The organism is Pseudomonas sp. KH_024_B2, from assembly GCF_057839965.1.
In genome coordinates this window covers 835,644-850,808 of the sequence record NZ_CM174502.1, presented here as the reverse complement: position 1 = coordinate 850,808, position 15,165 = coordinate 835,644, and the positions used below count along the sequence as shown (strand labels likewise).

The following is a 15,165-nucleotide window of genomic DNA, read 5'->3' as shown; positions in this document are numbered from 1 at the left end:
AGGAACCGGGTACTGGGTACTCGTTGCAACAGATACAGGGGCGTCGCCAAGCGGTAAGGCAGCAGGTTTTGATCCTGCCATGCGTTGGTTCGAATCCAGCCGCCCCTGCCATTTTCTAATACTCATCCAGGTTACCCTCAGCCTTCAGGTACTGCGCGTGTCCAAGATGATGGTCTTTACGGGGAATGCCAACCCCGATCTGGCTCGGCGTGTTGTACGTCAGCTGCATATCCCTCTCGGTGACATCTCTGTCGGTAAATTTTCCGACGGCGAAATTACAGCCGAGATCAATGAAAACGTCCGCGGTAAAGATGTCTTCATTATTCAGCCGACTTGCGCTCCGACCAACGATAACCTGATGGAACTCGTCGTGATGGCTGATGCCTTCCGCCGCTCCTCAGCAACTCGAATCACTGCGGTGATCCCCTACTTTGGTTATGCCCGTCAGGATCGCCGTCCGCGTTCCGCACGTGTGGCTATCAGCGCGAAAGTCGTCGCTGACATGCTTACCGTAGTCGGCATCGATCGTGTTCTCACGGTTGATTTGCATGCTGACCAGATCCAGGGCTTCTTCGATATTCCGGTAGATAACATCTACGGCTCCCCGGTATTGGTGGATGACATCGAAGACCAACGCTTCGAAAACCTGATGATCGTGTCCCCGGACATTGGTGGCGTCGTGCGTGCACGTGCTGTTGCCAAATCCCTGGGCGTGGATCTCGGGATCATCGACAAGCGCCGTGAGAAAGCCAATCACTCTGAAGTGATGCATATCATCGGTGATGTCGAAGGGCGTACCTGTATTCTGGTCGATGACATGGTCGATACCGCCGGCACCCTGTGCCACGCGGCTAAAGCCTTGAAAGAGCATGGCGCTGCCAAGGTCTTTGCCTACTGCACACACCCTGTGCTGTCGGGTCGAGCGATCGAAAACATTGAAAATTCCATGCTGGACGAGCTGGTGGTGACTAACACCATCCCGCTGTCCGCTGCAGCTCAAGCCTGTTCGCGTATCCGTCAACTGGATATCGCACCGGTAGTTGCCGAAGCGGTTCGCCGCATCAGCAACGAAGAATCGATCAGCGCGATGTTCCGCTAAGGGCCCTGCCCTTCGCAATCGCAATGACGAAAAGCGCCCCGCCCCGGTATTCTTGCCGGGGCGGGGCTTTTTTGCCCATATCGCCTTTAGCGCTGGTCGCAAACGCTGGGGCGAATGTGGTTATTTTGGAGATACAACATGAACGAATTTACTCTGAATGCTGAAGTGCGTTCCGACCTGGGGAAAGGTGCGAGCCGCCGCCTGCGTCGTCTCGCAAGCCTGGTTCCAGCTGTAGTTTACGGTGGCGAAAAAGCCCCTGAATCCATCAGCATGCTGGCCAAAGAAGTTGCCAAACTGCTCGAAAACGAAGCGGCTTACAGCCACATCATCGAGCTGAACGTTGGCGGCACCAAGCAAAACGTAATCATCAAAGCTCTGCAACGTCACCCGGCCAAAGGCCACGTGTTGCACGCTGACTTCGTACGCGTTGTCGCGGGTCAGAAACTGACCGCTCACGTACCAGTACACTTCGTTGGCGAAGAAACTCCGATCAAGAAAGGCGGCGAAATTTCGCACGTTGTTGCTGAAGTCGAAGTTTCCTGCCTGCCAAAAGACCTGCCTGAATTCATCGAAGTCGACCTGGCTAACGCCGAAGTCGGCTCGATCATTCACCTGTCTGACCTCAAAGCCCCTAACGGCGTTGAGTTCGTGGCTCTGGCACACGGTAACGACCTGGCTGTTGCCAACGTTCACGCTCCACGTGTTGCTCCAGCTGCAGAAGGCACTGCAGAGTAATTCACTCTGCACGCCGGAGTTTGTTGGAAACATCGCGGACTAGAGCGTAGCGAGAAAGCGGGCGAGAACGCGGAGTTTACATAATGGTAAATGAGCATTTTTCGTCCACTTTCGCCGCGCAACCTCAACGCGGCGATGTTATCCACAATTCCAAGGAAGGGCCCCTGACGTGACTGCCATACAACTGATCGTTGGCCTGGGAAATCCAGGCACCGAATACGAACAGACCCGGCATAACGCAGGGGCCTTTTTTGTTGAGCGCATCGCCTCGGCCCAACGCGTCAATCTGGTGCCCGAGCGCAAATTTTTTGGCCTGACCGGACGCTTCACGCATCAGGGTCAGGATGTTCGTCTGCTGATTCCCACCACGTTCATGAACCGAAGTGGCCAGGCCGTAGCGGCGCTTGCCGGTTTTTACCGAATCGCGCCGGAAGCCATCCTGGTGGCGCACGACGAACTCGACTTGCCACCCGGCGTAGCCAAGCTCAAGCAGGGCGGCGGGCATGGCGGTCATAACGGCCTGCGCGACATCATCGCGCAGCTCGGCAATCAGAATACTTTTCACCGCTTGCGGCTTGGCATCGGCCACCCAGGCGTCGCCAGCATGGTTTCCGGTTTTGTCCTGAGTCGCGCGCCACGCGCCGAACAGGAAAAACTCGATGCCAGCATCGACTTTGCCCTCGGCGTGCTGCCGGATATCCTCGCCGGTGAATGGAACCGCGCGATGAAAAACCTGCACAGCCAGAAGGCCTGACTCTAACTCCTCGGGGAAACACCATGGGATTCAACTGCGGCATCGTCGGCCTGCCTAACGTCGGCAAGTCCACCCTGTTCAACGCCCTGACCAAGTCCGGTATCGCGGCCGAAAACTTCCCCTTCTGCACCATCGAACCGAACACCGGTATCGTGCCGATGCCGGACAAGCGTCTGGACGCGTTGGCGGCCATCGTCAATCCCAAGCGCATCCTGCCGACCACCATGGAATTCGTCGACATCGCCGGCCTGGTTGCCGGCGCCTCGAAAGGTGAAGGTCTGGGCAACAAGTTCCTGGCCAACATCCGCGAAACCGATGCCATCGCTCACGTGGTCCGCTGCTTCGAAGACGAGAACGTAATCCACGTCTCCAACAGCGTCGACCCGAAACGCGACATCGAAATCATTGAACTCGAGCTGATCTTCGCCGACCTCGACAGCTGCGAAAAGCAGCTGCAGAAAGTCACGCGCAACGCCAAGGGTGGTGACAAGGACGCAGTGGTCCAGAAGGCCCTGCTCGAGCAGTTGATCTCTCACTTCACCGAAGGCAAGCCTGCGCGCAGCCTGATGAAGAACATGGGCGCCGACGAGAAGGCCGTGATCCGCGGCTTCCACCTGCTGACCACCAAACCGGTCATGTACATCGCCAACGTCGCTGAAGACGGCTTCGAAAACAATCCGCTGCTGGACGTGGTCAAGGCTATCGCCGAAGAAGAAGGCGCGGTCGTGGTGCCGGTCTGCAACAAGATCGAAGCGGAAATCGCCGAGCTCGAAGACGGCGAAGAAAAAGACATGTTCCTCGAAGCCCTGGGCCTCGACGAACCTGGCCTGAACCGCGTGATCCGCGCCGGCTACGAGATGCTGCACCTGCAGACCTACTTCACCGCCGGTGTCGAAGAAGTCCGCGCCTGGACCGTAAAAGTCGGCGCTACCGCACCACAAGCAGCCGGCGTGATCCACACCGACTTCGAAAAAGGCTTCATCCGCGCCGAAGTCATCGCCTACAACGACTTCATTCAGTACAAAGGCGAAGCCGGCACCAAAGAAGCCGGTAAATGGCGCCTGGAAGGCAAGGAATACATCGTCAAAGACGGCGACGTGATGCACTTCCGTTTCAACGTGTGACAGTGACCGTGGATTTACACGGATCTCGATAGACGCAAAATCCCCGTAATCACTCGCTGATATGGGGATTTTTTGCGTCTTGGGATCACCATCCTCCATTATGATCTGGGTTGTTGATGGGTACGCGACCGGCTATGACGCCTGAAGCTGCCAGGTCCGGGAAGTTGGCCGCAACGGATAGAAACGAGTACACGCAGACCACGATACCGCCGTGATACAACTTCTGTCAGGTCGCTTCGGGTAAAGGGTGCGCTTTCTCAGGCGGTTTGATTGAGCCGATGTAAACCGCAACGATAGTCACCAGCGCGCCGCAAATCTGCAGCGTGGAGCTGGCCTTGCCGAGAAAGGTGACATCAATGAAATACGTGATCACCGGCTCCAGTAACAGGATCAGTCCGGCCAACCCCAGGCTGATGGCTCCGATCGAACGGTTGACCAGCAACCAGCCGACAAACTGCACCAGTACCCCGTATATGATCAGCATCAGCAAGGTTTGCCCATCCACGATGGCCAAGCTTTCCCCAGTTGCCAGCGCGTATGTCAGCAGAACCAGTGCCGCCCAAAGACTCAAATTGAGCATCTGTGCGATCTTGTCACCCCCGCCGTCAGGCAACTGGGTGTTGATCTTCAGGAAGTACACACAGATGGCATACGCCAGCCCCGACAGAACGCCATACACCACGCCCTTGATCCCTACCACACTGGTCATCTCGGGTAGCAACAACAGATAGAGCCCAACAAATGCCAAGGTAATGGATACCAGGAAGTAGAACGAAGGTTTTTCCTTCAACAGGTACAACCCCAGTAGGGTCATGAAGAACACCTGACAGTTGGTCAGGATCGACCCGATGCCCGGGCCGACGATATAGATGCTCTGGTGCCAAAGCACCAGATCAATGGCCAAAAACACCCCAGCCAACGCGGTGTACAGCTGCGCCTTGGCGCTTTTGAGCAGCACCGGGGTTTTGCGCACCTTGAGCAGCAGGAAGAACAGGATCGAGGCGAACACCATCCGATAGAACCCTGCGCCACCCGCGCCGATATGGGCGAAAGCGACGGCTAGAGCAGACAGACTGAGCATCAGTCCACCGATGGTCAATTCAATGATTGCCCGATTGTTATTAGTCGACATGAGAAACCTCATTGATAAAGACCGGTATTAACTTTATGAACACTCCCGACTTCTCCCCCCGGGCAACAAATATCAGATTCGACAAAGCAGAAAAGCCCCAAAGGTCTTTTCTGCCACGAGCCAAAGAACAACTAAGTTTTAGTTGACTTTAATAGTTAGCAGCAACACAACTCTTTAAACTTCTTGCGAGGCCAACTTCAACCATTGTTGTACCGGCGCATAACCCAGGATGTTTTCGACATAGCCCTGCAGTTGCGTAGGGATGGCAATACCATAACGACGGAAGCGGAACACCACCGGAACAAACATCGCATCAACAATGCCGAAGTCACCGCAGAGGAACTGTGTTGAACCACTCACCTCACGGAGCTGGCTCCAGATAGCGAATATCCGCATGATTTCCTCTCGGGTCTCGGCGGTTAGGCTTTCTGGGATGTCACCGGTGTTCAGGCCAAACGACATCTGCGTGCGCAGGTGGGTGAAACCGGAGTGCATCTCTGCCGCAGCAGCTCGTGCCAGGGCCTTGACCCGTGAATCTTGGGGCCAAAGGTTGGCGGCCGGATATGTGCCGGCAATGTATTCGCTGATGGCCAGGCTGTCGTTGATAACAATATCATCAAGCAGCAGCGCCGGTACCTTGCCGGAAGGCGAGTGCTCCAGAATGCGCTGGCGGGTGTCGCTTTGTTCCAGTTTGATCTGAAGGGTTTCAAATGCAACATCCGCTGTCACAAGAACCAGCCACGCACGAAATGACCATGAAGACTTATTAAAATCCCCAACTACCAGTTTTGTAGACATCGCATCCCCTAGCTTGTGTTATGAAATAGGTGCTAAATTTAGCGACCTTTTTTTCATACGTATTGCACAAAACTGGACAATTCATGGACGAGAATCGCCGTAACAAAGCCCCTCAAAAAGACAAGGACTTTGTTCAATTCTGGCGTATACCTGAAGGCGACTGTGAGTTGCTATCTGCGCGTTACAGCACTCAATCTTTCGGCCGACATTCACATGACCGGTACGCTATCGGCGTTATAAGTAGCGGTGTTGAAAAACTTTTTTATCGGGGCAGTTACTACATGGGGGTCGCTGGCAGTGTGGTCACCATTACCCCCGGGGAGATCCACGACGGCTTGCCAGGCCATGATGAGGGCTGGATGTATCGAATGCTCTATATCGACCCCGAATGGGTCAATCGGATGGTGTTTCAAGGGCGTTTTTCAGACGATCATATTCATCTTTTTCAAACAGCTCTGAGCCAGGCCCCCGACTTCGCCCGGACCTTTTTGCATCAACATCAAATCATTGAAAAATCCCCCTTCAGCCTTGAACGGGAAACTATCCTGCTGGATCTGGTGACGCAGCTCTTCGAGCGCAGCGGAGCGCCCATCGAACCAGTCAGTGCGGCTGAGCAGCACGCAGTGCAAAAAATCAAGAGGAAGCTCGAAGACGAGTTCGACAAACATCTGTCTCTGGAAGAACTGGCGCAACTGGTGAACCTTGACCCTCTTTACCTGATCCGGGTGTTCAAAAAAAGCGTTGGCGTCTCCCCCCACAGCTATCAAATCCAGAAAAGAATCGCCCAGGTCCAAAAACTGCTGCGCACCGGGTCCAGTCTCGCAGAAGCGTCATTCACTTGCGGCTTCTTCGATCAAAGCCACATGACCCGAGCCTTCAAAAAAGTAGTCGGCATCACACCTGGCAGTTTCCGCAACAGCAGTGCCTGAGCCTGTAAGTAACCCCATAGCCTGACTCGTTTGAGTCAGCCCTGAAAGGCCTTGCAGTATCTGCGTGAAGCCCCTTAGGGCCTTCAATGTGCGTGGTGTTACACGCTCTGCATCGGCCATCACCCACGCCTCCAATCCACCGCCGTCAAGCCTGTGCACCGCCAGTTCGCCACTATGATCCAGCACAATCGCCCGCGCAGTTGATAGGGCTTTTTTCAATTTCGTCCAGACTGTTGAAGATACTTGGTAGGTGTCCACCCATAGGCCGCACAACGTACCAAGAGCAACGCAGCTACCGTGAAAGTAAAGTCATACACCGCATCCAAACCGGGTGCCAAACCGGGTATGAAGCATGTTGAACCTTACTGAAATATGACTTTATAAGGCCTATCCCCCATGACTTCTGGTTTAACGTGTAACGGTGACCGTGGATTTACACGGATCTCGATAGACGAAAAATCCCCGTAATCACTCGCTGATACGAGGATTTTTCTTTTGGGTAACCGGATATCACGACTGTTTCGCTCCGCTCAAGCAGTGCCTGACGCGCAACGCCCTCACAGGCGCTCTGCTAGACTAAAAACGGCTCATTCGTGATCTGGAGAACCGTCATGCTGGAGAAATTTGAACGCTATCCACTCATGTTCGGCCCAACGCCGATCGAGAAACTGAATCGCCTATCGGCATGTCTCGGTGGCAATATCGAGCTCTATGCCAAACGAGAGGATTGCAACTGCGGACTTGCGTTTGGCGGCAACAAGATCCGCAAGCTGGAATACATCATTCCCGATGCCATTGCCTCGCAGGCGGACACGCTGGTGTCCATCGGTGGTGTCCAGTCAAACCACACGCGCCAGGTCGCAGCTGTCGCTGCCAAACTCGGCATGAAGTGCCGTCTCGTTCAAGAAAGCTGGGTTCCATTCCCGGATGCGGTCTACGACCGGGTCGGGAATATCCTGATGAGCCGCGTGTTGGGAGCGGAGATTGAATTCGTCGACGAAGGTTTCGATATCGGTATCCGCGAGAGCTGGGAGCGGGCGCTAGAAGACGTTAAGGCGAAAGGAGGCAAACCCTATGCTATTCCCGCCGGCGCTTCCATGCACAAATATGGAGGTCTCGGCTATGTCGGCTTCGCCGAAGAAGTACGCGAGCAAGAGGCCAGAATGGGGATCAGATTTGATTACATCATCGTCTGCACTGTGACCGGCTCCACGCATGCGGGCATGTTGGTGGGATTCGCCAAAGATGGTCGTGCGCGCAATGTGATTGGTATCGACGCCTCCGCCACACCTGAACAAACCAGGGCACAAGTGTTGGCAATCGCTCAGCATACGGCGAAGCTTATTGGACTTGGCCAGGAAATCACAGCTGACGATGTTGTCCTTAAAGAAGAATATGCCTATCCGGCCTATGGCATTCCATCAGAAGAGACCAATGCAGCCATTCGGTTGTGCGCTCGCATGGAAGGCATGATGACGGACCCGGTCTATGAGGGAAAATCCATGCAAGGCCTCATTGATCTCGTCCGCCAGGGTTTTTTCCCGGATGGGTCGAAGGTGCTCTATGCACATCTCGGTGGTGTACCGGCGATTAACGCGTATAGCTATATCTATCGAAACGGCTGACTTTTGTAGAGGATTGTAAGCTGCGGGACTCCAGGGACGAGTTTGATTGATCTTCGCAATCGCATGGTCAATCCTCCTGAATAACACACTTCTATTGTGGGAGCGTGGCTTGCCCGCGAAACAGACGACGCGCTCTGCCAGGTACACCGCGTCAGTCGAGCGCGACCCCGGCGTCTTCGCGGGCAAGTCGGATCGCCGCACCGCTCGCCCCTACAAGATACCTGTCTTATGCCTTCCTGGTCCGTGGCAGAAAGATCGCCAAGAGCCCGAACAACGGCAGAAACGAGCACAACCTATACACGTACTCGATCCCGTGAATGTCCGCCAGATACCCGAGCAACGCCGCACCAATCCCGCCAAAGCCAAACATCAGACCGAAGAACACCCCGGCAATCATCCCGACGTTACCCGGCACCAGTTCCTGCGCGTAGACCACAATGGCCGAGAACGCCGAGGCCAGGATGAAACCGATCACCACGCTCAGCACACTGGTCCAGAACAGGTCCACATGCGGCAGCAGCAGCGTGAACGGCGCCACGCCGAGGATCGAGAACCAGATCACTGCCTTACGGCCGATCTTGTCGCCGATCGGGCCGCCGAAGAAGGTCCCCGCTGCTACCGCGCCCAGAAACAGGAACAAATGCAGCTGCGAACTGGCCACCGACAGGTCGAATTTCTCGATCAGGTAAAAAGTGAAATAGCTGGTTAAGCTGGCCATGTAGAAGTACTTGGAGAACACCAGCAGCCCAAGTACGACCAATGCACTCAACACCCGTCCTTTCGACAAGCCATGGGTCGCAGCCTGACCCTGCTTGAGCTTGAACAGGTTCAGGTGATTGGCGTACCAGCGGCTGATCGCATACAGCACGCCCAGGGCGAACACCGCGAACAACCCGAACCAGGCAACATTGCCCTGGCCGAACGGAATGATGATCGCTGCCGCCAACAACGGCCCGAACGCCGAGCCGACATTGCCGCCGACCTGGAACGTCGACTGCGCCAGGCCATAGCGACCGCCCGATGCCAGTCGCGCGACCCGGGAAGCTTCCGGGTGAAAGGTCGACGAACCGATGCCGATCAGCCCCGCTGCCACCAGAATCAACGGAAAACTGCCCACCTGAGACATCATCAGAATCCCGATCAGCGTGCAGATCATGCCGGCTGGCAGCAGAAACGGTTTGGGATGGCGATCGGTGTAATACCCGACCCACGGCTGCAACAGGGAAGCGGTGAGCTGAAAGGTCAATGTGATCAGACCGACCTGAGTGAAGGTCAGCCCATAGTTGGCCTTGAGCATCGGATAGATCGACGGCAGCACTGCCTGAATCAGGTCATTGATCAAATGCGCCAAGGCCACGGCGCCGATGATGCGCATGACCAATGGGCTAGTTTGCGAGGTGGCAGAAGCCGGGCTCAAGGGGGTCTGAAGGTTACTGATAGCCATGAGAGTTTCCATACAACAGATGGGTGCACACTTGCAGGTGCGCCAATGTGCCATTTTTCAGTGCAGCAAAGCCATCCCCTTAGCCTGCTAACGACTTCAAGATATACAACTCATTAAGTGATAGCTCAAAGCCATGGTCTGAATCTTGCCTTCCTTATCCGCTTCAACGCGGCCCCTTACAAAGGGGACCGAGAATGGGAAGTTTCGCTACAGCGCAGGCCCTACAGCGACCGCGCGGGTGTACTTCCGAGGCCTTTAACAAGGGCACAAGTCCAGGCCGCACCGCCGAGACTGCACGCCATTAGTGCGTGGTGCCCACAGGAGTAGTCGGGCATGCAGGCTTTTCTATCACCGGGAATTGGACTGCTGGGGCACTTCGGTTTTGCCCGCAAGTTTCAGCTGCTGTTTCTGCTGTTCATCCTGCCGCTGATGGGCAGCCTGTGGATGATCGGCCAGGACTATCGCGACAAGCTGAGCCTGATTTCCGGCGAGCGTGCCGGGGTTCGCCAGTTGCAAGCCCTCGATGCCCTGGACAACCTGCTTGCCGCTCAGCGTGATCGCGCCGCCCGCTGGCGAGCAACGGAAACCAATCGTCAACCAACGCCCGCGACCCTCGCCGCCATGGCTGCGTTCGACGCGGTTCAGCCTGCCGTCAATCAGGCCACCGCCGACCTCGGTGCGGCCCTGCAAACCGAAGGTGCTGGCGGCGACACCTTGACTCGCTTTCAAGCGCTACAGACGGCCCTCAATGGCCTGGACTCAAAAAGCCTGAGCAGCGTCGGCTGGTGGCCGGACGGTTACGAACGCTTCACCGCCGCGCTGAGTGCGCTGCAAGCCCTGCGCGAGCAGATCGCCATGGACAACCGGCTGATCCTCGCTCCGTGGCTGGAAACCTACCTGCTGACGCAGATCTCCACTCAACACGCTCCAGACCTGATCGAACGGATTGGTCGCCTCGCCAGCGTCGGTCAGGCCTCGGTCGTGTCCGGGCAATTCACCCTGCAAAGCCGCTTGCAACTGCGGGATCTGCGCAGCCGCATCGGCGATGCCCGTGAGCAGCTGGTAAAAACCGGTGGCCTGCTCGAAGCCCGACTGCCCGACGCTTTGCAATCCTGGGCCGGGCAATACCACGACAGCCTGAAGCATCTGGATAACGGCCTCAAAGTGCTGGATGACGGCGTGTTCGGCGGCAGCATCAACCTCAAGCCGGAAGACTTCGAGCGCAGCCTCGATGCCCTTCTCACGGACCTCGCGTCGTTGCGCCAGCAGTCTCTGGTGTCACTGGACAGCCGCCTGGATTACTACCACAGCTCCGCCATCCGCCAGTTGATCCTGGTGGCGACGATCTTCGGTTGCCTGCTACTGGCAGCGCTGTACCTGTTCATCTGCTTGCAGGCATCGATCCGTCGAAGTGCCAGCGGCATCACCCTGCTGGCCGAAGCCCTGCGTGACGGCAACCTGTCCCTGCAAGTGCCGGTTCACGGCCGCGACGAGCTGGCCGCCATCAGCACCGCACTCAACGTTGCCGTGGTGCAATTGCGTACCAGTTTGCTCGGGGTCGATCACGAAACCCTGCAACTGAGCAACGCGGTACGAGCCCTCAACGAGCACTCCAGCGGCGCGCTGGACGAAGTCGAAGCACAGCAATTGCAGATCAGCCAGATCGCCGCGGCGGCGACCCAATTGGCCGCCACCTCACAGGGCGTTGCGCAGAGTTGCGAACAGGCCTCCGGAAGTGCCCAGCACACCCAACGCATCGCCGCCGACAGCAGCCGTGACAGCCAGCGGACCACCGCCAGCATCCAGCAACTCAACCAGCGCCTGAACGACACCGCTGCCGCCCTCGGCCGGGTCAGCGAGCAAGGGCAGCAGATTCAGTTGGTGGTCGACACCATTCGTGGCGTCGCCGAGCAAACCAACCTGCTGGCGCTGAACGCCGCCATCGAAGCGGCTCGGGCTGGCGAGCAAGGTCGCGGGTTTGCGGTGGTGGCCGATGAAGTGCGCAGCCTGTCACAACGCACCCAATCCTCCACTGCGCAAATTGCCGGCACCGTCGACAGCCTGCGGGCCACCGTGAACGAAGCCGTGACCTTGATGGAAGCCGCCTGTGGCCAGGCACAAACCGATGCCCAGGCCGTGACAGGGCTTGGCGAACGCCTGGGGGAAATTGCCAGCGCGGTACAAAGCGTCACCGATACCCTGGCGCAGATCGCCACCGCCGTCGACGAACAGGCCAGCACTGCCGATGAAGTCAGCGGCAATATTCAACAGGTCGATCAAGCGGCCGTGCGCCTGCTCGAAGGCGCGCGCGCGGTGAACCGCGCGGCGGACACCTTGAGCCAGGGCAGTAAGGCGTTGAGCGAGAATACCGGGAGGTTTCAGCTCGGTTGACACCCTCCCCAGGCCCGATCTTTCGGGTCAGAGGGATAAGCGGTTGAAAGCGTGGAGAAATATTTTAGATTTGCGCTTGACGCATCTTCGTTCCAGGTGAATAATGCGCGCCACTTGGCTACATAGCTCAGTTGGTTAGAGCATAGCATTCATAATGCTGGGGTCCGGGGTTCAAGTCCCTGTGTAGCCACCAAGTACTAAAAACGGCTTACCGAAAGGTAGGCCGTTTTTTTATGCCTCGATAAAAGTACAGCTTTCAGCCGGTCGACCTGAAAGCAATAAGCCCTTGGCCTGGAAGGCATACTACGCTCAAGACAACGCTCAACTCCGAGTGCGCGGTATCGGCGAGTGGCCCCATAGAATGTTTATCTGTTCACTCGTGTAATCACCCTATCTCATCGTTGATGATGCATAGTTGCACGCTGCCCAGACGCAACAAATGGGCGCGGTAAATGGTTAAAAAATGGCCAAAGGAATGAATCGCCATTTCATCAGGTTCAGGGAGCGTCATGCCGCAACAGCCTTTCAAAAATCATATCGCCAGGTCCGTCGCTCTTGCCGAAAAGCTTGAGGCTAAACTCAAGGTTCGATCTGCAGTCCTTTTTTTGATGGCCGTATGCCTGTCGCTGGTGGCAGTGGCCATCTGGGAAGGCTGGAGCTCGCGCCAGTACCATTTGCATGACAAAGAAACAGCGATGTCGAACCTTGCGCAGACCCTGTCATCGCAAGCGCAGGCGTCGATCAAGCAAGCCGACACCGTCTTGTTCAGTCTGGTAGACCGCCTCGAAATCGATGGTATGGGCCGCGACCAGTTACCCCGACTGCGGAGTTTGCTCAGTGCTCAGCGCAACGAGTTGGCTCAACTACACGGCCTGTTCATCCATGATGAAAAAGGCGAGTGGGTCGCGAGTTCGAGCGGGGTCATCCCGGCAAACACCAACAACTCCGACCGCGAATATTTTATCTATCATCGCGACCATCCAGAGCGCGGTCCGCATATCGGGCCTTCGATAAAAAGTCGCACTACGGGCGACTGGGTCATGCCGGTGTCGCGCAGGATCAATCATCCTGATGGCAGTTTTGCCGGTGTGGTGGTGGCAACCCTCTACCTCGATCATTTTCTTCGGCTGTACAACAGTATCGATATCGGCGGTAACGGCGTTATCAATCTGATCTCCGCCGACGCCAGGATCGTGGTTCGCCGCCCCTTCAAAGATGCTGAAATCGGCACCAGTCTCGCCAATGCCCCGCTCTTCACACAACTCCTGCCCAAGGGGAGTTCAGGTACCGCAACCGTTAAATCCTATGTGGATGGCGTGGAGCGCGTGGTGGGATTTCGGCGAGTCGATGAGTATCCGCTCATCATATTTTCAGCACTCAACAAGGACGAAGTCCTGGCGGGCTGGCGACAGCAGTCGTGGCTAAGCGCGGCAATAGTTTCAGTGCTGCTGGGAGTTCTGGGCCTGCTCGGCTATCGGCTTATCAGGCTGATGAGGCAGCAGAATCATATTCAAAACGAATTGTTGAGCGTTCAGGACAAATTGATCGAGGTCAATCGAACGCTCGAGTTGTTGGCACTGGAGGATGCACTGACAGGACTGGCGAACCGGCGTCAGTTCGACCTTTTCATTCATGCGGAAATGGGGCGTGCCAAGCGCAGCCAAGGAAGTCTTGCCTTACTGATGATCGATGTCGATCACTTCAAGCGCTTCAACGATCAATACGGTCATTTGGCCGGGGACGAGTGTTTACGCACCATCAGCGCGATCATAAGAGAGAACATCAAACGGCCCGGCGATCTCGCTGCGCGTTATGGCGGCGAGGAGTTTGCCGTGGTGTTGCCGGGCACTGACTATGTGGGGGCATTTCTGGTTGCAGAGAAAATCCGCCGGGCAGTTCAGCAAGCAGGAATCGAGCACAACGAAAGCCCTGAAGGCACCGTCACGGTCAGCCTTGGCGTTAGCGGACGCACCCCGACCTCGCCGGAATCACCCGACGACTTGATCGATGCCTCCGACAAGGCACTCTATGTCGCCAAAGCCAGTGGAAGAAATATGAGCGTTATCGCCAACGGACTGTAGCCAAAGCGGTAAATCGCTGCTGAATGGCAGTACCGCTGAGCAGATAGTCGGCCCATACTTCATTTGACGAAAAAATTAATTCATTTGAATGGAGTGGTAATGAACACATCAACAGCCGCTCGGCGTCCGGCCAGAAAGAAAGATGACCCTCGTGAAATCGGGATCGCCGCCTTTTGGCGTTTCAGTTTCAATCGAGATTTGCTCAAGGACTCGGAACGGCTTCACCAGATCAAGGTAGGGTTTCCTGCCCACCTTGCCCAAGCAATCCGCCTGACCTTCGACCTTCAGGAGCGCAGCGTGGAAACGCTGCTTAATGCGTCGATCTCCACGCTCGAAAGGCGTCGGCGGGAGCAAAAGAACCTTGATCCTGTCGCTTCGGAACGTCTGGATCGAATTGCCACAGTCTGTCACTTGGCCGAAGAGGTCTTTGAGAGCAAAGAGGATGCCACGCACTGGATGTCGAAGCCGAACAAAGCTCTCGGCGGGAGTGCACCGATTATGCTCTGCGAAACCGAGATCGGAGCCAAGCAGGTTCGCCGTGTCCTTCAAGCACTGGAATGGGGAGGCGCAGCCTGATGCAGGCTTGGCGAATCGCGAAGGCGAAACGTGCGACCGATCTTTCGGGCATGGGTGCAGCTTTCGAGGGCGGGCGTTGGAATGATCAGGATGTGCCAGCAGTGTATATGGGGCTAACTCCGGCAATCTGTTGTTTGGAAACCTTTGTGCACGCGGGTGGCGAACCAGCGTTTGCGATGAAGATCACCTGCTTCGAACTGCCCGCCGATATGACACTTTTTTTGGAGCCTGATCCGAAGACGTTACCGGTCGGTTGGGCGAGCCTCCCAGCTGACCGCCCAAGCATGGATTTCGGTACAGCCTGGCTGAAGACGAACACTCACCTGGGATTGATCGTGCCTTCTGCCGTGTTATCTCTGGAACGCAACGTGGTGATCAATCCCAATCATCCGGCTGTGAATGAGATCAAGGTGATCGATGTGTTCGACTTCATGTATGACCCTCGCATGTTCAGGTAGGAAATGCCGAGTTTGTGGA

The 15,165-nt window shown here is 56.3% G+C and carries 14 protein-coding genes and 2 tRNA genes; 12 read left to right on the top strand and 4 right to left on the bottom strand.

From position 1 onward, the window contains the following. The first annotated feature begins 36 nt into the window (after positions 1–36). The 5 genes from AC3I0A_RS03940 (at position 37) to ychF (ending at position 3,712) form a co-directional block, all read left to right on the top strand. Positions 37–111 (top strand) — tRNA-Gln (locus tag AC3I0A_RS03940). A 46-nt stretch (positions 112–157) separates the two neighbouring features. Next, the gene (locus tag AC3I0A_RS03935) at positions 158–1,099 is read left to right on the top strand and encodes a ribose-phosphate pyrophosphokinase (protein ID WP_003208392.1); all 942 of its coding nucleotides are present in this window, start codon (positions 158–160) and stop codon (positions 1,097–1,099) included. Positions 1,100–1,237: 138 nt separating this feature from the next. After that, on the top strand, positions 1,238–1,834 hold the full coding sequence (locus AC3I0A_RS03930) for a 50S ribosomal protein L25/general stress protein Ctc (RefSeq protein WP_489376333.1): 597 nt from the start codon (positions 1,238–1,240) through the stop codon (positions 1,832–1,834). Positions 1,835–2,003: 169 nt separating this feature from the next. Further along, positions 2,004–2,588 carry an aminoacyl-tRNA hydrolase gene (gene pth, locus AC3I0A_RS03925; RefSeq protein WP_489376332.1) on the top strand — a complete coding sequence of 195 codons (585 nt, stop codon included), beginning with the start codon at positions 2,004–2,006 and terminating at the stop codon, positions 2,586–2,588. A gap of 23 nt (positions 2,589–2,611) precedes the next feature. Continuing rightward, positions 2,612–3,712, top strand: a complete 1,101-nt coding sequence (gene ychF / locus AC3I0A_RS03920) for a redox-regulated ATPase YchF (protein WP_489376331.1) — start codon at positions 2,612–2,614, stop codon at positions 3,710–3,712. Positions 3,713–3,938: 226 nt separating this feature from the next. On the opposite strand, the gene AC3I0A_RS03915 is transcribed toward ychF, so the two are convergent. Both AC3I0A_RS03915 and AC3I0A_RS03910 read right to left on the bottom strand, forming a co-directional pair. Further along, positions 3,939–4,844 (bottom strand): DMT family transporter, encoded by a 906-nt coding sequence (locus tag AC3I0A_RS03915; protein ID WP_489376330.1) that lies wholly within the window; start codon positions 4,842–4,844, stop codon positions 3,939–3,941. Between the two features lie 174 nt (positions 4,845–5,018). Further along, the gene (locus AC3I0A_RS03910) at positions 5,019–5,642 is read right to left on the bottom strand and encodes a glutathione S-transferase family protein (protein WP_489376329.1); all 624 of its coding nucleotides are present in this window, start codon (positions 5,640–5,642) and stop codon (positions 5,019–5,021) included. 83 nt (positions 5,643–5,725) lie between these two features. Here AC3I0A_RS03910 and AC3I0A_RS03905 point away from each other — a divergent pair, with 83 nt between their 5' ends. Both AC3I0A_RS03905 and AC3I0A_RS03900 read left to right on the top strand, forming a co-directional pair. Next, positions 5,726–6,571, top strand: a complete 846-nt coding sequence (locus tag AC3I0A_RS03905; protein WP_489376328.1) for a helix-turn-helix domain-containing protein — start codon at positions 5,726–5,728, stop codon at positions 6,569–6,571. Between the two features lie 611 nt (positions 6,572–7,182). Next, on the top strand, positions 7,183–8,196 hold the full coding sequence (locus AC3I0A_RS03900; RefSeq protein WP_489376327.1) for a 1-aminocyclopropane-1-carboxylate deaminase: 1,014 nt from the start codon (positions 7,183–7,185) through the stop codon (positions 8,194–8,196). Between the two features lie 226 nt (positions 8,197–8,422). Here AC3I0A_RS03900 and AC3I0A_RS03895 read toward each other — a convergent pair whose 3' ends face one another. Beyond that, positions 8,423–9,640, bottom strand: coding sequence for an MFS transporter (locus AC3I0A_RS03895; RefSeq protein WP_489376326.1), 1,218 nt, complete (start codon positions 9,638–9,640; stop codon positions 8,423–8,425). A 333-nt stretch (positions 9,641–9,973) separates the two neighbouring features. Between AC3I0A_RS03895 and AC3I0A_RS03890 the strand changes: the two genes are divergently transcribed. Together AC3I0A_RS03890 and AC3I0A_RS03885 are read left to right on the top strand one after the other, a co-directional pair. Then, complete coding sequence (locus tag AC3I0A_RS03890; RefSeq protein ID WP_489376325.1) at positions 9,974–12,031, top strand: methyl-accepting chemotaxis protein; 2,058 nt, start codon at positions 9,974–9,976, stop codon at positions 12,029–12,031. A 116-nt stretch (positions 12,032–12,147) separates the two neighbouring features. Further along, positions 12,148–12,224: transfer RNA gene (locus AC3I0A_RS03885), tRNA-Met, on the top strand. A 192-nt stretch (positions 12,225–12,416) separates the two neighbouring features. On the opposite strand, the gene AC3I0A_RS03880 is transcribed toward AC3I0A_RS03885, so the two are convergent. Beyond that, on the bottom strand, positions 12,417–12,542 hold the full coding sequence (locus tag AC3I0A_RS03880) for a hypothetical protein (protein WP_489376324.1): 126 nt from the start codon (positions 12,540–12,542) through the stop codon (positions 12,417–12,419). Here AC3I0A_RS03880 and AC3I0A_RS03875 point away from each other — a divergent pair. From AC3I0A_RS03875 to AC3I0A_RS03865, 3 genes are all read left to right on the top strand, one after another. Beyond that, the gene (locus AC3I0A_RS03875; protein ID WP_489376323.1) at positions 12,541–14,112 is read left to right on the top strand and encodes a sensor domain-containing diguanylate cyclase; all 1,572 of its coding nucleotides are present in this window, start codon (positions 12,541–12,543) and stop codon (positions 14,110–14,112) included. The genes AC3I0A_RS03880 and AC3I0A_RS03875 overlap by 2 nt on opposite strands. Positions 14,113–14,211: 99 nt before the next feature. Further along, positions 14,212–14,688 carry an Xre family toxin-antitoxin system antitoxin gene (locus AC3I0A_RS03870; protein WP_489376322.1) on the top strand — a complete coding sequence of 159 codons (477 nt, stop codon included), beginning with the start codon at positions 14,212–14,214 and terminating at the stop codon, positions 14,686–14,688. Then, a complete protein-coding gene (locus tag AC3I0A_RS03865) occupies positions 14,688–15,146 on the top strand; it encodes an RES family NAD+ phosphorylase (protein WP_489376321.1) in 459 nt (152 codons plus the stop codon). Before AC3I0A_RS03870 ends, AC3I0A_RS03865 begins: the two co-directional genes overlap by 1 nt. The last annotated feature ends 19 nt before the right edge of the window (positions 15,147–15,165 follow it).

Excerpts from the sequence above, each read along its gene's own strand:
- AC3I0A_RS03890 (WP_489376325.1), top strand. The coding sequence starts at position 9,974 with ATGCAGGCTTTTCTATCACCGGGAATTGGACTGCTGGGGCACTTCGGT.
- ychF (WP_489376331.1), top strand. The coding sequence starts at position 2,612 with ATGGGATTCAACTGCGGCATCGTCGGCCTGCCTAACGTCGGCAAGTCC.
- AC3I0A_RS03865 (WP_489376321.1), top strand. The coding sequence starts at position 14,688 with ATGCAGGCTTGGCGAATCGCGAAGGCGAAACGTGCGACCGATCTTTCG.
- AC3I0A_RS03895 (WP_489376326.1), bottom strand. The coding sequence starts at position 9,640 with ATGGCTATCAGTAACCTTCAGACCCCCTTGAGCCCGGCTTCTGCCACC.
- AC3I0A_RS03880 (WP_489376324.1), bottom strand. The coding sequence starts at position 12,542 with ATGACGCTCCCTGAACCTGATGAAATGGCGATTCATTCCTTTGGCCAT.
- AC3I0A_RS03900 (WP_489376327.1), top strand. The coding sequence starts at position 7,183 with ATGCTGGAGAAATTTGAACGCTATCCACTCATGTTCGGCCCAACGCCG.
- AC3I0A_RS03905 (WP_489376328.1), top strand. The coding sequence starts at position 5,726 with ATGGACGAGAATCGCCGTAACAAAGCCCCTCAAAAAGACAAGGACTTT.
- AC3I0A_RS03875 (WP_489376323.1), top strand. The coding sequence starts at position 12,541 with ATGCCGCAACAGCCTTTCAAAAATCATATCGCCAGGTCCGTCGCTCTT.
- AC3I0A_RS03910 (WP_489376329.1), bottom strand. The coding sequence starts at position 5,642 with ATGTCTACAAAACTGGTAGTTGGGGATTTTAATAAGTCTTCATGGTCA.
- AC3I0A_RS03930 (WP_489376333.1), top strand. The coding sequence starts at position 1,238 with ATGAACGAATTTACTCTGAATGCTGAAGTGCGTTCCGACCTGGGGAAA.
- AC3I0A_RS03870 (WP_489376322.1), top strand. The coding sequence starts at position 14,212 with ATGAACACATCAACAGCCGCTCGGCGTCCGGCCAGAAAGAAAGATGAC.
- AC3I0A_RS03915 (WP_489376330.1), bottom strand. The coding sequence starts at position 4,844 with ATGTCGACTAATAACAATCGGGCAATCATTGAATTGACCATCGGTGGA.